The sequence below is a fragment of the Streptomyces sp. NPDC107765 genome, from assembly GCF_055657085.1.
The window spans coordinates 754,427-768,777 of the sequence record NZ_JBVKBL010000002.1 but is presented as its reverse complement, the minus strand read 5'-3'; the positions used below and the strand labels follow the sequence as shown (position 1 = coordinate 768,777).

The 14,351-nt window shown below is 67.8% G+C and carries 15 protein-coding genes and 1 pseudogene; 7 read left to right on the top strand and 9 right to left on the bottom strand.

Annotated elements, in window-relative coordinates; all coding sequences use genetic code 11:
- Positions 1-72 precede the first annotated feature (72 nt).
- Complete coding sequence (gene murQ, locus ACZ7MX_RS07850) at positions 73-1,020, bottom strand: N-acetylmuramic acid 6-phosphate etherase (protein ID WP_472130295.1); 948 nt, start codon at positions 1,018-1,020, stop codon at positions 73-75.
- Between the two features lie 56 nt (positions 1,021-1,076).
- Positions 1,077-2,009, bottom strand: a complete 933-nt coding sequence (locus ACZ7MX_RS07845; RefSeq protein ID WP_030810494.1) for a MurR/RpiR family transcriptional regulator — start codon at positions 2,007-2,009, stop codon at positions 1,077-1,079.
- A gap of 132 nt (positions 2,010-2,141) precedes the next feature.
- On the opposite strand from ACZ7MX_RS07845, the gene ACZ7MX_RS07840 reads away from it, so the two are divergent.
- Positions 2,142-2,504 carry a hypothetical protein gene (locus tag ACZ7MX_RS07840; protein ID WP_472130293.1) on the top strand — a complete coding sequence of 121 codons (363 nt, stop codon included), beginning with the start codon at positions 2,142-2,144 and terminating at the stop codon, positions 2,502-2,504.
- Positions 2,505-2,512: 8 nt separating this feature from the next.
- Positions 2,513-2,788, top strand: a complete 276-nt coding sequence (locus ACZ7MX_RS07835) for a DUF4031 domain-containing protein (RefSeq protein WP_030810488.1) — start codon at positions 2,513-2,515, stop codon at positions 2,786-2,788.
- Positions 2,789-3,009: 221 nt separating this feature from the next.
- Here ACZ7MX_RS07835 and ACZ7MX_RS07830 read toward each other — a convergent pair.
- The 5 genes and pseudogenes from ACZ7MX_RS07830 to ACZ7MX_RS07810 all read right to left on the bottom strand — a co-directional run.
- A pseudogene (locus tag ACZ7MX_RS07830) lies at positions 3,010-4,239 on the bottom strand (Cmx/CmrA family chloramphenicol efflux MFS transporter); the annotation flags it as partial.
- Between the two features lie 129 nt (positions 4,240-4,368).
- Positions 4,369-5,106: a protein kinase domain-containing protein gene (locus tag ACZ7MX_RS07825; protein ID WP_472130291.1), complete on the bottom strand. Its 738-nt coding sequence runs from the start codon at positions 5,104-5,106 to the stop codon at positions 4,369-4,371.
- Between the two features lie 1,473 nt (positions 5,107-6,579).
- Positions 6,580-6,867, bottom strand: a complete 288-nt coding sequence (locus ACZ7MX_RS07820; protein WP_472130289.1) for a hypothetical protein — start codon at positions 6,865-6,867, stop codon at positions 6,580-6,582.
- Positions 6,867-7,070 carry a hypothetical protein gene (locus tag ACZ7MX_RS07815; protein ID WP_472130287.1) on the bottom strand — a complete coding sequence of 68 codons (204 nt, stop codon included), beginning with the start codon at positions 7,068-7,070 and terminating at the stop codon, positions 6,867-6,869. Before ACZ7MX_RS07815 ends, ACZ7MX_RS07820 begins: the two co-directional genes overlap by 1 nt.
- Positions 7,067-7,276, bottom strand: a complete 210-nt coding sequence (locus ACZ7MX_RS07810; RefSeq protein WP_472130285.1) for a hypothetical protein — start codon at positions 7,274-7,276, stop codon at positions 7,067-7,069. Before ACZ7MX_RS07810 ends, ACZ7MX_RS07815 begins: the two co-directional genes overlap by 4 nt.
- A 189-nt stretch (positions 7,277-7,465) precedes the next feature.
- Here ACZ7MX_RS07810 and ACZ7MX_RS07805 point away from each other — a divergent pair, with 189 nt between their 5' ends.
- The gene (locus tag ACZ7MX_RS07805) at positions 7,466-8,803 is read left to right on the top strand and encodes a hypothetical protein (protein WP_472130283.1); all 1,338 of its coding nucleotides are present in this window, start codon (positions 7,466-7,468) and stop codon (positions 8,801-8,803) included.
- Here the strand turns inward: ACZ7MX_RS07805 and ACZ7MX_RS07800 are convergent.
- Positions 8,781-9,314: an NUDIX hydrolase gene (locus ACZ7MX_RS07800; RefSeq protein ID WP_472130281.1), complete on the bottom strand. Its 534-nt coding sequence runs from the start codon at positions 9,312-9,314 to the stop codon at positions 8,781-8,783. The genes ACZ7MX_RS07805 and ACZ7MX_RS07800 overlap by 23 nt on opposite strands.
- 1,899 nt (positions 9,315-11,213) lie before the next feature.
- Entirely contained in the window at positions 11,214-11,993 is a 780-nt protein-coding gene (locus tag ACZ7MX_RS07795) for a GntR family transcriptional regulator (RefSeq protein ID WP_472130279.1), read from the bottom strand.
- Positions 11,994-12,153: 160 nt separating this feature from the next.
- Between ACZ7MX_RS07795 and ACZ7MX_RS07790 the strand changes: the two genes are divergently transcribed.
- The 4 genes from ACZ7MX_RS07790 to ACZ7MX_RS07775 are packed head-to-tail and all read left to right on the top strand — an operon-like array spanning position 12,154 to position 14,253.
- Complete coding sequence (locus ACZ7MX_RS07790) at positions 12,154-12,528, top strand: SCO3933 family regulatory protein (protein ID WP_472130277.1); 375 nt, start codon at positions 12,154-12,156, stop codon at positions 12,526-12,528.
- Entirely contained in the window at positions 12,528-12,740 is a 213-nt protein-coding gene (locus ACZ7MX_RS07785; RefSeq protein WP_472130275.1) for a hypothetical protein, read from the top strand. The genes ACZ7MX_RS07790 and ACZ7MX_RS07785 overlap by 1 nt, the downstream gene beginning before the upstream one ends.
- Entirely contained in the window at positions 12,740-14,068 is a 1,329-nt protein-coding gene (locus ACZ7MX_RS07780; RefSeq protein ID WP_472130273.1) for an FtsK/SpoIIIE domain-containing protein, read from the top strand. The genes ACZ7MX_RS07785 and ACZ7MX_RS07780 overlap by 1 nt, the downstream gene beginning before the upstream one ends.
- Positions 14,065-14,253: a hypothetical protein gene (locus tag ACZ7MX_RS07775; RefSeq protein WP_472130271.1), complete on the top strand. Its 189-nt coding sequence runs from the start codon at positions 14,065-14,067 to the stop codon at positions 14,251-14,253. Before ACZ7MX_RS07780 ends, ACZ7MX_RS07775 begins: the two co-directional genes overlap by 4 nt.
- The last annotated feature ends 98 nt before the right edge of the window (positions 14,254-14,351 follow it).

The window sequence follows — 14,351 nt, the reverse complement described above, 5'->3', positions numbered from 1 at the left end:
GACGAGGGCGCCCGCTGCCCGGGCGGCGCGAGCCGCCGCCGGAGGGCGGACGGCAGGGGCGCCGGGCGGTGGTCAGCGGGCCCGGGCTGCTTCCAGGGCCGCGCGCAGATGGCCGTCGGAGGCGGCGAGGAGGCGGGCGGCGGTGGGGCCGTCGACGCCGGCGAGCACGGTGAGGATGGCGTTCTTCACCTCGCCGTCCGTTATGGCCAGCGCGGTCTCGATCTCGGCGTCGGTGGCGCCGGTGGCGAGCGCGACGATCCGCCGCGAGCGGGCCCGCAGCTTGTCGTTGGAGGCGCGGACGTCGACCATCAGGTTCCCGTAGGTCTTGCCCAGCCGGATCATGGTGATGGTCGAGAGCATGTTGACCACCAGCTTCTGCGCGGTGCCCGCCTTGAGCCGGGTCGAGCCGGTCAGCAGCTCGGGGCCGACGACGATCTCGATGCCGTGCTCGGCGGCCGCGGCCAGCGCCGAACCGGCGTTGCAGGACAGGCCGATGGTCAGGGCGCCGCGGGCCCGGGCGTGCTCGACCGCGCCGATCGCGTAGGGCGTGCGGCCGGAGGCCGAGATGCCGACGACGGTGTCCCGCTCGGTCAGCCCGATCGCGGTCAGGTCCTCGGCGGCGAACTCCTTGCTGTCCTCGGCGCCTTCGACGGCCTTGACCAGCGCGGACGGGCCGCCGGCGATCAGGCCGAGGACCTCGGAGGGGTCGGTGTTGAAGGTCGGCGGGCATTCGCTGGCGTCCAGCACCCCGAGCCGGCCGGCCGTGCCGGCGCCGGCGTAGACCAGCCGGCCGCCGTGGGCCATCCGGGCGGCGGTGGCGTCGATGGCGGCGGCGATCTCGGGGAGCCGGCGGGCGACCGCGGCGGGGACGGTGGCGTCCTCGTCGTTCATCGTGCGGGCGATGTCGAGGGTGGGGCGGCGGTCGATCTCGGCGAGGTCGGGACGGAACGCCTCGGTGGTGAGGCCGTCCAACTCGGCACGCAGATCGGCGTAGTCGGGGTGGTCGGCGGTGGAGGTCATGGCTCGGCGGCTCTTTCCGGGTCGGGCGCACGCCGCCCCCGTGCGGCGGGCGGCGGTCAGGGCTGGTGGCGGTGGGCCAGCGCCTCGTAGGAGGCGGAGAGGGCGGGGGCGGCGGTTTCGTACGTCCGCTGCGCGACGCCTATGAACAGGCAGTCCACGACCAGCAGTTGACTCGTCCGGGAGGACATCGCGGCCGGGCGCAGCTCGCTCTCGCGCGCGGTGGAGGTGGTCAGGATGTGGTCGGCGTACGCGGCGATCTCGCCGTCCGGGCGGCCGGTGATGGCGATGGTCGTCGCGCCGTGGTCGAAGGCCACCCGCAGTGGCTCTATGACGTCGGTGGTCCGGCCGGAGTGGGTGATCGCCAGGGCGACGTCACCGGTCCGCATCTGCACGGCGTTCGTCACCGCGAGGTGGGGGTCGGCGTGCGCATGCGCGATCAGGCCGATGCGCAGCAGCTTCTGGGCGAGGTCCTGGCCGACGAGGTTGGACGCACCGATGCCGTACACGTCGATCCGGCGGGCGGAGGCGAGCGCGGCGACCGCCGCTTCGAGCTGGGTGACGTCCAGCGCGGCCGCGGTGTCGGCCAGACACTGCTGCTCTTCCTGCGCCAGCTTGGCGACGACGTCGACCAGGGAGTCGTCGACCGCTATGTCGGCGGTCACCGCGGGCGCGCCGCCGGCCGCCTGCTGCGCGGCGAGCGCGGCGAGCGCAAGTCGGAGGTCGCGGTAGCCCGGATAGCCGAGCAGCCTCGACGTGCGTACGACGGTGGCTTCGCTGGTGCCGGTGCGCTCCGCGAGGCCGGTGACGGTCAGTGCGGCGCAGCCGGCCGGGTCGCTCGCGACGGTCTCGGCGACCCGCTGCATGGAGCGGGTCATCGTCGGCGCGAGGGTGCGGACCTTGGCGGCCAGCGCCGCGGGGGCGGGTGGGGCCGGGGCCGGTCGGGTCTCGACGGCCACGTCCTTGAAAGTTTCCTTCAGGCTGCTGCTCACGCTTGAAAAGTAATTTCATCACCGGCGTCGCGTCAATACCCTCCGTGAGGGCTGTGGACAACGCCCGGCCTCCGCCGCCCGGCCTGTGGACAACGCCGAGCGGCGTCCGGCGCACGGGAGACAATGGGGGACATGGAGCTGGAACAGGCATTGCACGCCGCGCGGGCGCTGGTGCTCGCCGACCTGATGGCGGACGAAGTGGCCGACGCCGACATCGTCTCCCTCGTGGAGGATGCGGTCGTCCACCGCCGGTGGTGGGTGGAGCAATGGCCTGAAGGCGCGGCGTTCGTCGCGGGACTGATCGCGCAGGACGTCCAGGACGCCCTCCTGGAGCGGTACGGCCGCTGGCCGCTGTGCCCGGTGTGTACGGAGTCGGGCAACCCCCATGCCCTCGATGTGGAGCCGGAGTTGGGGCCCGACCCGCACTGGGTCTGCCCCAAGACGGCGGTCGCCGTCGCCCCCGTCGGCCGGCTCCGCGCCCCGGCGGAAGGCTGAGGTGGCCGTTGGCGATCTACATAGACCCGCCGATATGGCCGGGGCACGGCCGGATGTGGTCGCACCTGGTCAGCGATGTGTCCTTCGCCGAGCTGCACGCCTTCGCCGCCCGCATCGGCGTGCCCCGGGGCGCCTTCGAGCGCGACCACTACGACCTGCCGGCCGAGCGGTACGGCGATGCGGTGCGCGCCGGGGCCGTGGAGGTCGGCAGCAAGGAACTGCTCCGCCGGCTGACGGCCGCCGGCCTGCGCCGGCCCAAGCACCGGCCGGCGCGCATGCCGTAGGGGCGTGAGGGTCATTCGCACGTGAGCCGTACGGGCGCGAGCCGTACGGGCGCGAGCCGTGCGGAGGCGAACCGTACGGACGCGCGCTGTACGGACCACGGCCCGGCGCGCCTGTCGGTGCGCCGGGCCGTTGGACCGCTGTCGCAGAGGTCCGGAGCTGCCTCGCGGTCTGTCTCCGGAGCCGCTTCGCCGCCCCTGGAGCTGCTGCTGCTCCGCCGTCCCTAGAGCTGCTTCGCGGTCTCCGGGACGGCCGTCGTGGCGGGAGTCGGGTCCGCCGCCCCCGAGGACGTGCCCGCCGCACCCGACGACGCGACCAGCCGTGAATGGCTCGTCGTGCGGTGCAGTCGGAAGGCGACGGCGGTGGTGAGGACCGCGACCGCGGCCAGCGCCGCACCCGTCCAGGCCACGGACGGGTAGCCCCAGCCCGCGCCGATGGCCAGGCCGCCGAGCCAGGGGCCGACGGTGTTGCCGATGTTGAAGGCGGCGGTGGTGGTCGCGCCGGCCAGCGTGGTCGCGGCGTTCGCCACGTTGAACATCCGGGCGTTCAGGGCCGGGGCCGTGGCGAACGCGGTCACCCCGAGCATCAGCGACAGCGCGATCGCGGCCACCGGGCTGTGGGCGGTCAGCGCCAGTACGGCCAGCACCACCGTGGACGCGGAGATGCCGCCGAAGAGCGTCCCGAAGAGGTGCGCATCGGCGACCCGGCCGCCGATGAACGTGCCGATCAGCGCGCCGACACCGAACAGCGCGAGCACCGTCGGCACCCAGCTCTCGGCGAGCCCGGCGGTGTCGGTCAGCAGCGGCGAGAGGTAGGAGAACAGCGCGAAGACCGCGGCGCCGTTCATGGCGGTCGCGGTCAGCGCCAGCCAGACCTGCTTGTCCTTGTAGATGGTCAGCTCGCGGCGCAGCTGCGGGCGGTCCGCGCCCGTCGGCACGCTCGTCCGCGGCACCAGCGCGACGACGCCCAGCAGCCCCACCGCGGCCAGCCCGGCCACCGCCCAGAAGGCGGCACGCCACCCGGCGTGCTGACCGAGGAGGGCGCCGGCCGGGACGCCCGCGATGTTGGCGATGCTCAGCCCGCCGACCATCACGGCCATCGCCCGGGCCCGCGCGGTCACCGGCACCAGCGAGACCGCCACCGCCGCACCGACCGCCCAGAAACCGGCGCAGGCGAGCGCGCTGACCACCCGGGAGGTGAACAGCACGCCGTACGTGGGGGCCAGCGCGCCCGCCACCTGGCCGAGACCGAAGGCCGCGAGCAGCGCGATCAGCGTCGTACGGCGCGGCAGGCGGAGGGTGGCCGCGGCGAGCACCGGCGCGCCCACCACCATGCCGATCGCGAAGGCGGACACCAGGAGCCCGGCCTGCGGAATGGAGACCCTCAGGTCACGGGCCAGGGGCTGGAGGATCCCGGACAGCATGAACTCGGACGTGCCGAGGGCGAACGCGGACCCATCTCTACGTGTCTAAAGCTGCACCTAGAGCTAGCGCTCTGACCTGGGGAAACGTTGGAGGGCCTCACCTTGGGAAGGTGAGGCCCTCGCTTCGTTGACCACCGTCAGCCCATGAATGTGACCACATCAGGACGCTTCGCAGAGAACTCGGTAGATCTCTGGAGCGGGCGGCCGATGGGACGGGTTGCGGCTCATCATCTGTTCGATGAGTGGGCCCAGGGGGCCCGGCACCGTGATCGGCCGGTGTGGTGTGTCCACGATGGCTTGCCGTTGTTCTTCTCGGCTGGCGTCGTCCGGGTAGGGCACGTGCCGCCAACCGGTGGCAGAGATGAAGAACGACGCACCGAGCGCGTACACATCAGCCGGCGCGGTGGGGACAGCGGTTCCGGTCTCCAGGATGCTTCGGGAGATCTCCGGAGCCTCGTAGTGGACCAGGCACCCTCGATAGCTGAAGTCATATCGCTCGGGGATCTTGCCGCCTTGTGCCAACGCCAAATCAATGAGGGCTGTGCGGGTCGGGCCCACCACGAAGTGGTTGGGTTGCACATCGCCGTGCACCCATCCGGCGGCATGGAGGTCGGCCAGGGCCGCGACGCATGAAAGCACTTCGGCAAGGCTGGGTGCGGTGGCCTCACTGGCACGCCGGTGAGGCTCCCAGAGATCAAACAGCGATCGTCCTTTCCGCCAGGGTTGAGCGCTCCATGTGCCCTCTTCCCACTCGCCACAGTGGATTTCGTCAGAGGCGTTGAGCTGGCGAAGGATGGCGGCTTCGCGTGCGGGAGCCAAAGCCGTCCACGCGTGCGTTTGGCTGCGATAGCCGAGTTTGACGGCGAAGCGTCCGGCAGGGGCCTGGACATCCCACACTGTGGAACCCCGCCTGTTGACCACCAGTCGTTGACTTACGGGTGGCACGATGCTTCGGACGTGCTCAGGGAGATCAAATGGCTTTGAGTTAGGCATTGTTGGCCCTCTCAGCAGTCGGGGCCGACCCCAGTAAAAAGAGGGTCGGCCCCACGGGATGAGGAAGACTACCGGCGGTCAGCTGTGGTAGTCGCGTCCGTCGTCAGAGTCGCCGGTCGGCGGGTTACCGCCCTGTCCGTCGTCCTCGTCCCCTCCCCCACGAACGGTGGCAGCGCGCTTCAGTGCTTCTTTGAGCGTCAAGGCTATTTGCCTCCTCGGTTCACCGGGCCGGGGTCTTTCCCTGGCCCGCCGTGCACTTGCTCACCCGCCCGGCCGCGCGTGCCCGAGCAGGAACCACGACCCGCGGAATCCTTGGGTTGGGGGGCGGCAAATTACGTGGGCCGCATCCCGCCAACACAGATCGGGCAGTTGGGGTTATCGCACTTGGGTTGCACTCTATTACCTCTCTTTCTGGCTAGTGGGGCGTCCCTACTGAATGCCTCAATCTGGCTTGTTCTGTAGGGACCGGATCTTCGGCGGTCGCTCAGCAGACTCGACAGCAACACTGAGCGACTGCTTCGCGCTCCCCCTTGCGTCCCTGGCACTACGAGAGACGGGGGCCGGGAGAGTGTGTGGGCCCTCCATGGGGAACGCGCTCGGCTTCAGGCCGAGGGTCTTGGCGGCACTCGATTGCTGAGGAATCGAATGCATTACGGCTCTGGCCTGAGTCGAGCGAGACAGTCAGGTCATGGCGTTCGCACCGGTATTCGCACTCGCCGACCGGGGTTAGATCATGTCCGCCTTTAGGGCACAGCATGGGGTCAGCGCCCCGCACAAAGACTGCCAGTAGCCGCGAGAGTCAAAACGATCACGCTGGAACCCCACGTGAGCAGCACGAAGACGCCACCCCAGAATGTGCCGTCGCTAGTAACTTTCCAGCCCCTCAGCACTTTTTGAGCCCTCGGAAACCAGTGAGGCTTTCAGCCTCGGCCGCAGATGCGGGCCGGCAGGATCCCTGTACGGCGTCCCACGGTGCACCCACCGACCTGCTCAAAACGAGGCACTCGCCGTGTATCGCCCGGATCCGCCCAACCTTGCAATTGCTCATGTCCACTACGACATCGCCGCATGAGAAGGGCTGTTCTGCCACCTCGTTACCTCCTTGGGGCGGATTGCTTGCCCCGCTGGTATTCCGGCGGGGGGCTTGCGGTGGCCCGGAACATCTACGACGGGGGGCGTTTGTGTTCCGGGCCGTGCCCTGACCGTGCCGATTGCCTGTTCGGGGATCGGCCAGGGCGCCCGCCGCAGAGGGATGGCGGGCAGTCTGGTGCCGCTCCGCCCCGTGGGCTGGGCATGGGAGGCATGGCGCCCACGAGACGGAACGGAGGGAAGCCGGCGGCCGGTCGGTGCTGTCCTGGTCCCGTGGACCGCCGGGGTTCAGGGATGGCCGGGTGACCCGCGGGGATCGACGACGCGGAGCAGAGTCTCGATGGCCTCGGCCATCGCCACCAGGCCCATGTCTGCTCGGCCGTACAGAGCCTCGGTGAGGTGCTTCACGGCCAGTGCGACCGATTCGTCATCACAGGCGCCAGCGCGTTGGCGGACTATGGGCACCAGGACGGCGGCATGTACCCGTAGACGGGGGCGTGAGCGGTCGTCCAGGGGCCGGGTTCGATCGAGGACATGCTCGACGGTTTCGCGCGGCACGGACCAGTTGATGCGCATCAGTGCCACCCCCAGGTGTCCGTGTGCTGCTCGGTGTGGCCGATCACCGCGCCGACCGGGGCGGCGGCGGTTGTCCAGCCCGGCGCGTCGGGCTGGTCGATCTTGGACGGAGCGGGCGTGCCGTGGGCGTCTGCGCAGCCAGCGGTGATCGTGACCGGCGGTGTCGTCCACTCAAGGCCGCCACCTTTGGGCCGGGCACTCATCCGCGCGCGGCTTTCTTAGCGGCCTTCCGCTTCTCAATCGCCTGCTCCAGCTGGATGGCGTAAAGCTCCACCTGGCCGGGGGCCATGCGGAGTACCGAGGGCTCGGTACGTCCGTCCTGGTGATGGACGTCCACGGGGAGAAGAGCTAGTTCCGAACGGGAGTCGTAGACGAGGTCCCGGGGCTCGATCGTGATGTGTGAGATCACGGTGTATCTCCTCATCGATAGTGGGGAGGTCCGTCAGTTCGCGGGGGTGCGGACGGGGCGTGTGAGCACCAGGTTCGCCGTCCAGACGGAAACCCTGAAAGGTCAGGTGGGTTACCCAACTTGGGTAACATCAAGGGCGGTTAGGTGCCATCGACGGTCCGTCGGCCAGACTCCGCGGGAGTGTGCCCCATGCCTGAGTCATCTCCTCCGCCGGAGCTCCCTGGTCGGCTCCTCCGTAGCCCAGAGATGATCGACGCTTGCAGACATCGTGACTTCTCTGTCGTCTTCCGCCTGGTCAAGAAACATGCAGGGATCTATCCGTCGATGGTCGCCAGACGGTGTGAGCTGACGCCAAGTCGGGTGGGGGAGGTGATCGCGGGCAAGCGTCGGCTGCAGCACATCGAAGTTGTCGAACGCATCTCAGACGGGCTGCGCATTCCCGGGCACATGCTTGGGCTCGCTCCACGCCCGTGGGAGACGCCCCTGACTCTCTCCGGGGTGGACAGAGAACTGCCGGTAGCAGTCTCGAAGCCACCTCCGCCCCCCTCGCTACCCAGTAGCGAGGTAGACAGCATCCTGGCTCTGGCCGCTAACGGCACTGCCAGTCGATCGACCTTGCAGGCACTCCGGTCGTCCATCCGTGACTACTGGAAGCGCGACGACGAACACGGCGGAGAGGCGCTGCGGCCGGCTGTCTTCGGGCAGCTTCGCTATGTCGAGACCCTGCTACAAGGTGCTGCAAGGGGGCCAGAGACATGCGAATTGCTGAGCGTCGGAGCTGAACTTGCCCGGCTTACCGGGTGGACCCACTTCGACGCCTGTCAGTACAGCCAGGCGAGTGTCTACTTCAGGCGGGCTCTTACGTTCGCGAAAGACATTGACGACCGTCAGTTCATGGCAAATGTCCTGGCCTGCATGAGCCTGCAAGCGACCTACCAGGACCGCCCGGCCGATGCCCTTGCCCTGGCTACCGCAGCCCAAGATCATGCGAGGGCGGCTCAAAGCACTCCGCGGGTGCTGTCCATGCTCGCCATGCGTGAGGCTTTCGCGCATGCCACGTTGGGTAGTCACGACGGCACGCACACTGCCATCTCAGAGGCGCACAGGCAGTTCGGCCAGGTTGGCGATGACGACGCGGATCCGCCCTGGGTGACGTACTTCGACGAACACAAGCTGACCGTGGACACCGGTATTGCGCATGGTCGACTCGGCGAGGCGAAGATTGCGGAGCCGCTCATTGCCCAAGCACTTCGGCGTGAGAGCAGTACGAACCAGCGTGGCCGTGCGTTTCACACGTTCTGGCTCGCTCGAGTCCAGCTGCAACAAGGAAAGCTGGACGAGGCGTGCCACACGGCCATCGACGCACTGACCCCCGCTTCAGCCGTGACATCAGAGCGAGTCACGGGGCATCTCCGAGAGTTCCACGTGCAGTTGTCGCCACATCGGAGGGAGCCTGCGGCCGTGGCCTTCGAATCTCGGCTGCGGCAGTTGTTGCCAACCGGTGTCAGCGGATCGCCTCATCCATGAGGACGTACAGAAGTCCCACCAGGGAGCCGCTGCTGACTACCTCACGACGGTCAATCATGCCGCGCACCTGGTCAAGAGGTACCCATTCGATGCGGTCAGACTCGTTCTTCTCTGTGGGCGGCCCGATGTGGGTCGCTCCGTCTGCTCGAAAGACGTAGTGCTGGGAGTCTGTGATCCCGTTCGCTGGCTCCGCATAGATCAACGGCTTCATAGGGCCGGGACGCCAGCCGGTCTCCTCTTCCACTTCGCGAGCGGCGGCCTGTTCGGGAGTCTCCCCGGCCTCTATCAGGCCCATGGGCAACTCCCAGGCCCATGAATCGGTGATGAACCGATGGCGCCACATCATGAGGACTTCACGGCGAGCATTCACTACGGCAGCAACTGCGAGGTGCCGCAGGCGCACGACGTGATGTTCCCAGCGTCGCCCGTCAGGCTGCTCGACATCAACGAGGCAGAGGTTCACCCACTGGTTGGTGTAGATCTGCCGTTCCCCATGGGTCTTCCACAGCATGGATGCCGCCCCTTCTCGCGTGGTGCCCTAAGCATCCCAGAGCAAGGGCCTGGTCCGGGACGGGATGAGCCCTAGCGCGTTCCGCCGAAAGCAGCAGACTTCAACGACGGTGAACTTATTCGAATAAGAGGTTGTCCGCCGCCCACCTACCACGCATGCTTAGTACTTGTTCGGATGAGTATCGGGCTAGCGGCTCGAACTTGTCGTCAAGCATGCGAAGGAGTCTGGAATGAAGTCTGTGTCTGTGCGTCTGCGGTCGGCACTGGTCGTCGGTGCGGTGACGGTGGCGGGCCTGGGTGTGGGTGCGGCAACTGCCTCGGCGGCTCCGGCCCCTGAGGCGAAGGCGTCTCAGGCTGCGACGGGGGTCGAGGCCGGCTCTACCGCCACGGTGACCGTGGACGGGTTGCGGTTGCGCTCGGCTCCAAGCTTCAGCGGCTACACAAGGGGCTTACTGTTTGGCGGTGATCAGGTCTTCATCCGCACTACGTACGCCTCGGCATACAACCCCAATTGGGTTGGCGTGGTGTTGAGCCAGCGGAGCGCTGGGGGCCTGCCGTATGAGACGCGTGGGTACGTCTGGAAGGGCTACCTGCGGTAAGCCCTATGTGTAACTGCGTGGCCCTCTTCCGCTTCGGCGGTCGGGGGCCACGCCCGCATGACGGATTACCTTCCGGGCGGCCGGTTTTTCAGCAGGTGGAACTTCAGGTGCGGACTATTCTCACTGAGTGGAATGCCCGGGAATAGCCCGTTGGCAAATGCTTGCGAGCCGCTGCCCTGCCTGTTTTGCTTGATAGTTCGCCAACGAGGGCGAGACCAATGGGAGTTGCGCGAGAAGCGGGGGTGGATGGCCGTGAATGCGGCGGAGCGTTGGGGTGAGGAAGACGATGACGCCGTGTGGGTGCGTGGTCAGGATTACCTTACTGGCTTGGGCGATGCGCAAGAGGCTGCTGAGATGTTTAACAAAGCAGCAGCTCAAGCGGGTTACGGCGAGCTGTTGCGGGCCTCCCCGCATGCGGGCCCGCGGGGCGAAGGTCAGGTCTGGATCGCTCCTCGGGCTGCGCGGTTGGTCGCGCGGCTGCTGGTGGAGTGGGACTACGGGGGAAAGCGGTCGGCGTAGCGGGCCCACTGGCGGCTTTGGGGCTAGCCCCCTCAGGCCCGACGGCCGGTCGGCGCGCCCTCGACTGCCCGCGCTGAGCGGAGCGCCCCCACGGTGGCCAGCCACATCGCGGCAGCAGATAGCTCCCCCTCAGCCACGCCAGGGAGTTCGGTCCGCTCACGCTCCTGCATCCGTGACGGTGGCGGTACGGCGGCCCGCCCATTGCCGGGGAGACGGGCGGCGACCGGAGGCGCGGTACCCCACCTCCCTCCCGTAGCCAGCCTCATTTGCGGGACCGCGGAGCCGCTGCGGTCGGCAATGTCGGGGCCACGTAAACCGCTTAGGGATTCCGTTGGCGTGAACCACAGAATCGAGATTGGGGACGAAGTGGCGTTAGGTCGTTCTTTTAAAACTCGGGAGGGCAGTGAGGTGCACGTAGAAGAAGACGCGAGAGGAGTGCGCTGGATTGTCTGCGCAGGGTGCCGCAAACGGATGATCGTCACGGGCTTCGGATCTCCCCGATCAAAAGCGGAGCGGCACGCACGGACGTGCCGCCGCTGAAGCGCGAGAGCGCACTGCTTCGCATGCGGGCTCGCTCGTCCTCCTGGAGCCTCTGCGGGCAGGAAAACGCCCCCGCCGGCTGGTTGCCGGTGGGGGCTTCGTCCGCCTCAAGGCGGCCTCGGCGAAACGGGCGGCGGGCGCCCGGGCGGGACCGGCCGAAGGCCGCACGCCCGGCCGGAGCGCCCGGACCGCCCGGCGCGCCGAAGGCGCGCCCTTGAGTAAGTGAAGAAGATTTACACCGATCAACCGCGAGAGCGGGGGCGCTTACCTGCTACTCGCTCAGGGGCGATCTGGTAGACGAGTCGGCTCCGGGAAGCGGGGGCGTGCAGCTCCTCGCACATCAGCGGCCGGTCATCGGGGCCGTAAGTGACGCGATACGTGACCACGATCGGGGTGGCGTCCGTGAGCGCGAGGACCTCTCGTTCGTCCGGGAGCGGTGTCCGTGCGGTCACGAACTCGCGCCATGTCAGCTCTCCGGCTTCGGCGAGACGGGCGTAGATGTCGGGCAGGGGGGCGTCTGGCGCCTCGGCCAACTCGGGGAAGTCCGAAGCCACGTCCATAGGGATGATCACGCGCTGACAGAAGCGCGTCCCGGTCTCCGGGTCACTCAGCAAATGATCACTACTGAACGCATCGGCAGCGTCCTCCTCCCGCCGCTCGAAAAGCTCCGCATACACGCCTACGAGGTGAGTGCGGGTAACGCCTGGGTCCTCCTTCGTCGTCATCTCTGGGACGCCGAAACGCTTCCCTGATCGCGTGATGGTGCGGGCAAGGGTCGCTGCTGGGGCGCTCTGGGTGCGCACATAGCTCCCTCGGCCGCGGTAGCTCTCTACCAGGCCCATCGTCCGGAGCTCGCTGACTGCCGCTCGCGCCGTGGACCGGCTGATGCCATAGCGCTCCATGATCTCGGTTTCGCTGGGCAGCTTGCTGCCGGGCTCGTACTCGCCCGTCCTGATCGCCTGCGCCAGCCGGTCGGCCACCTGCAAATAGAAGGCCGTAGGTCGGATCAGATCGTCTGGCATCGCTGCCCCCTGCGCCGTTGTGAGTCCTCTATGGGTGCCTATCACTTGTCAGGATAAGGGGTTGCCTACCTTCGTCAAGGTGGCCCATGCTGGCACTTATTCGAATAAGAGACGGGCTAACAGGTAGCCCGTCTCGGAACCAGATTGGAGGCGAACGTCCATGCAGACCATGCCCATTGACGTGGCACGACTCGGCACGTTCCTGTGCGTTGTACCGCCGGAACCCCGGGTGAACCCCGACACGGGAGAGGTGCGCAAAGACAGGGAGGGCAACTCCCTATACGTGGTCGGCGTCGCGGTCCGACAGAAGGAACGGCGTCGGGCGGACGTCATCGAAGTCGTGGTCCCCGGAGAGCCGCGCGGGCTCGCTGAAGGGATGCCGGTCCTGATCACGGACCTGGTGGCAACGTCCTGGGCCATCGGCGACCGGTCCGGCATCAGCTTCCGTGCCTCCGCAATCACCCCGGTCGGTCAGGCCGGCGGTCCTGCGGCCGGAGCTCCGACCAACCGCGGCAAGTCCGGAGGGGACTCCTGATGGCGGTCAGCCACGTGAGCGAGAAGGAAGTCAAGCAACTGATGGCCCACCTGAAGGTACTTGGCGGGGTCACCCCCCTCCTCGACGTGGTGGTGGACCTGCCCACTGTGCGGTGGTTGCTGGGACTGGCAGCGCAGAACGCTGAGTTGGTCGTGAGCCACGCTCGGAACGTTCTGGTGGACCTGGAGCGCGACGAAGAAGGAGGCAAGTAATGCTGGGCTCCTTGATCGTGTGGTTGGCTTCGGCGCTGCTGATCATCGGCGTTCTCACGCAGCGATGGTGGGACCCATTGCTAGCCAGATCGGGGATCGACAGGAAGGCGATACCCCTGCGCTGGTACTTCGTCGGCTTCCCCGCCACGGCGGTACGGATGCGGTGGCGCTGGAAGCAAGTCTGCTTGATCAACGATCTCTCGATCAGTCGGCGGCCCTCGCGCGTGGCTGTGGGTGAGGTGGCGGTCAAGGGCACTGCCCTGCGTCCGATTCCGCCAAGCCTGGGTCTGCCGCGAGTGACGAAGACGGGCCTCGTCGTCCGTGTGCGCCTGAATCCGGGCCAGACTCCGCAGCCGTTCTTGGCGGCGGCTGAGGCACTGGAACACGCATGGCGGGTGCACCGCGTACGGATCACCTCGCCGCGCCGTGGCGAACTGATCGTGACGGTGACAGCCGGCGATTCCCTTCGGGGCAAGGGCCCACAGATCGACCGAACACCGGAACGGCTGCTGGCTGCCCGTGTCGGCCGGATCGAGGACGGCGGCGCATGGATGCTGGATCTGCGGCAGGTGCCTCACTGGCTGATCGTCGGCGCCACACAGTCGGGGAAGTCCACCTTGCTGGCATCCCTCGTGCGCCGTCTGGCACCGCAGCCGGTGGCCCTGGTCGGCATCGACTGCAAAGGCGGCATGGAGCTGGGCTTGTTCGAGTCGCGCCTGTCGGCACTGGCGCGCGATCGGGCCGAAGCCGTTCGGCTGCTCTCCGCCCTGGTGGACGAGATGCAACACCGGATGACGCTCTGCCGGGCCGTACGGGCGCGATCGGTATGGGAGCTGCCAGACAGGGAGCGGCCCGTACCCCTCGTGGTCCTGGTGGACGAGATCGCTGAGCTGTATCTCTCCGACGGTTCCCGCGAAAGCCGTGACGAAGTAGCGCAGTGTTCAACACTTCTGCTGCGCATCGCACAACTCGGGGCCGCACTGGCGGTCCACCTGATCGTCGCCGGTCAGCGTGTCGGCTCGGACCTGGGGCCCGGCGTTACGGCTCTGCGGGCGCAGTTGGGTGGCCGTGTCGCCCACCGGGTGAACGATGCCGCAACGGCGGAAATGGCGCTGGGGGACCTGTCGCCGGATGCCATCGCGGTCTCTCAATCGATCACCCCGGATGAACAGGGCGTCGCCGTGACCACCGTGGGCGCTCGATGGATGCGCGCCCGCTCGGACCTGGTCACCACGGAAGAAGCCCGGTCGGCCGCGGATACCTACGCGGACCTGACGCCAGAACTCCCCGACCTGGTGGACGCCGTGGAAGGAGGAAAGCGGCTATGACACAGAACCAGATCTACGGGACAGCAGTGTTCACCGCGATCATCGTGATCATGCTGGTCCGGTCCGGAGAAGTGCGCTGGTGGCAAGCGTTCAGCGCGGGCCTCCTCGGCTTCTGCCTGGCGCTGACTCCAGTAGGCAGCATGCTCTTCTGGGCCTTCAGCCTCGTGGCGGGACTCTTCGGATGAGGATCACCGGGTTCCTCAAGTTCATGGCAGTGGTCATCTTCATTGGCGTCCTGATCGGGACGCTGCACAAGGGGAGCTGACCAGCACAAGTAGCAGGC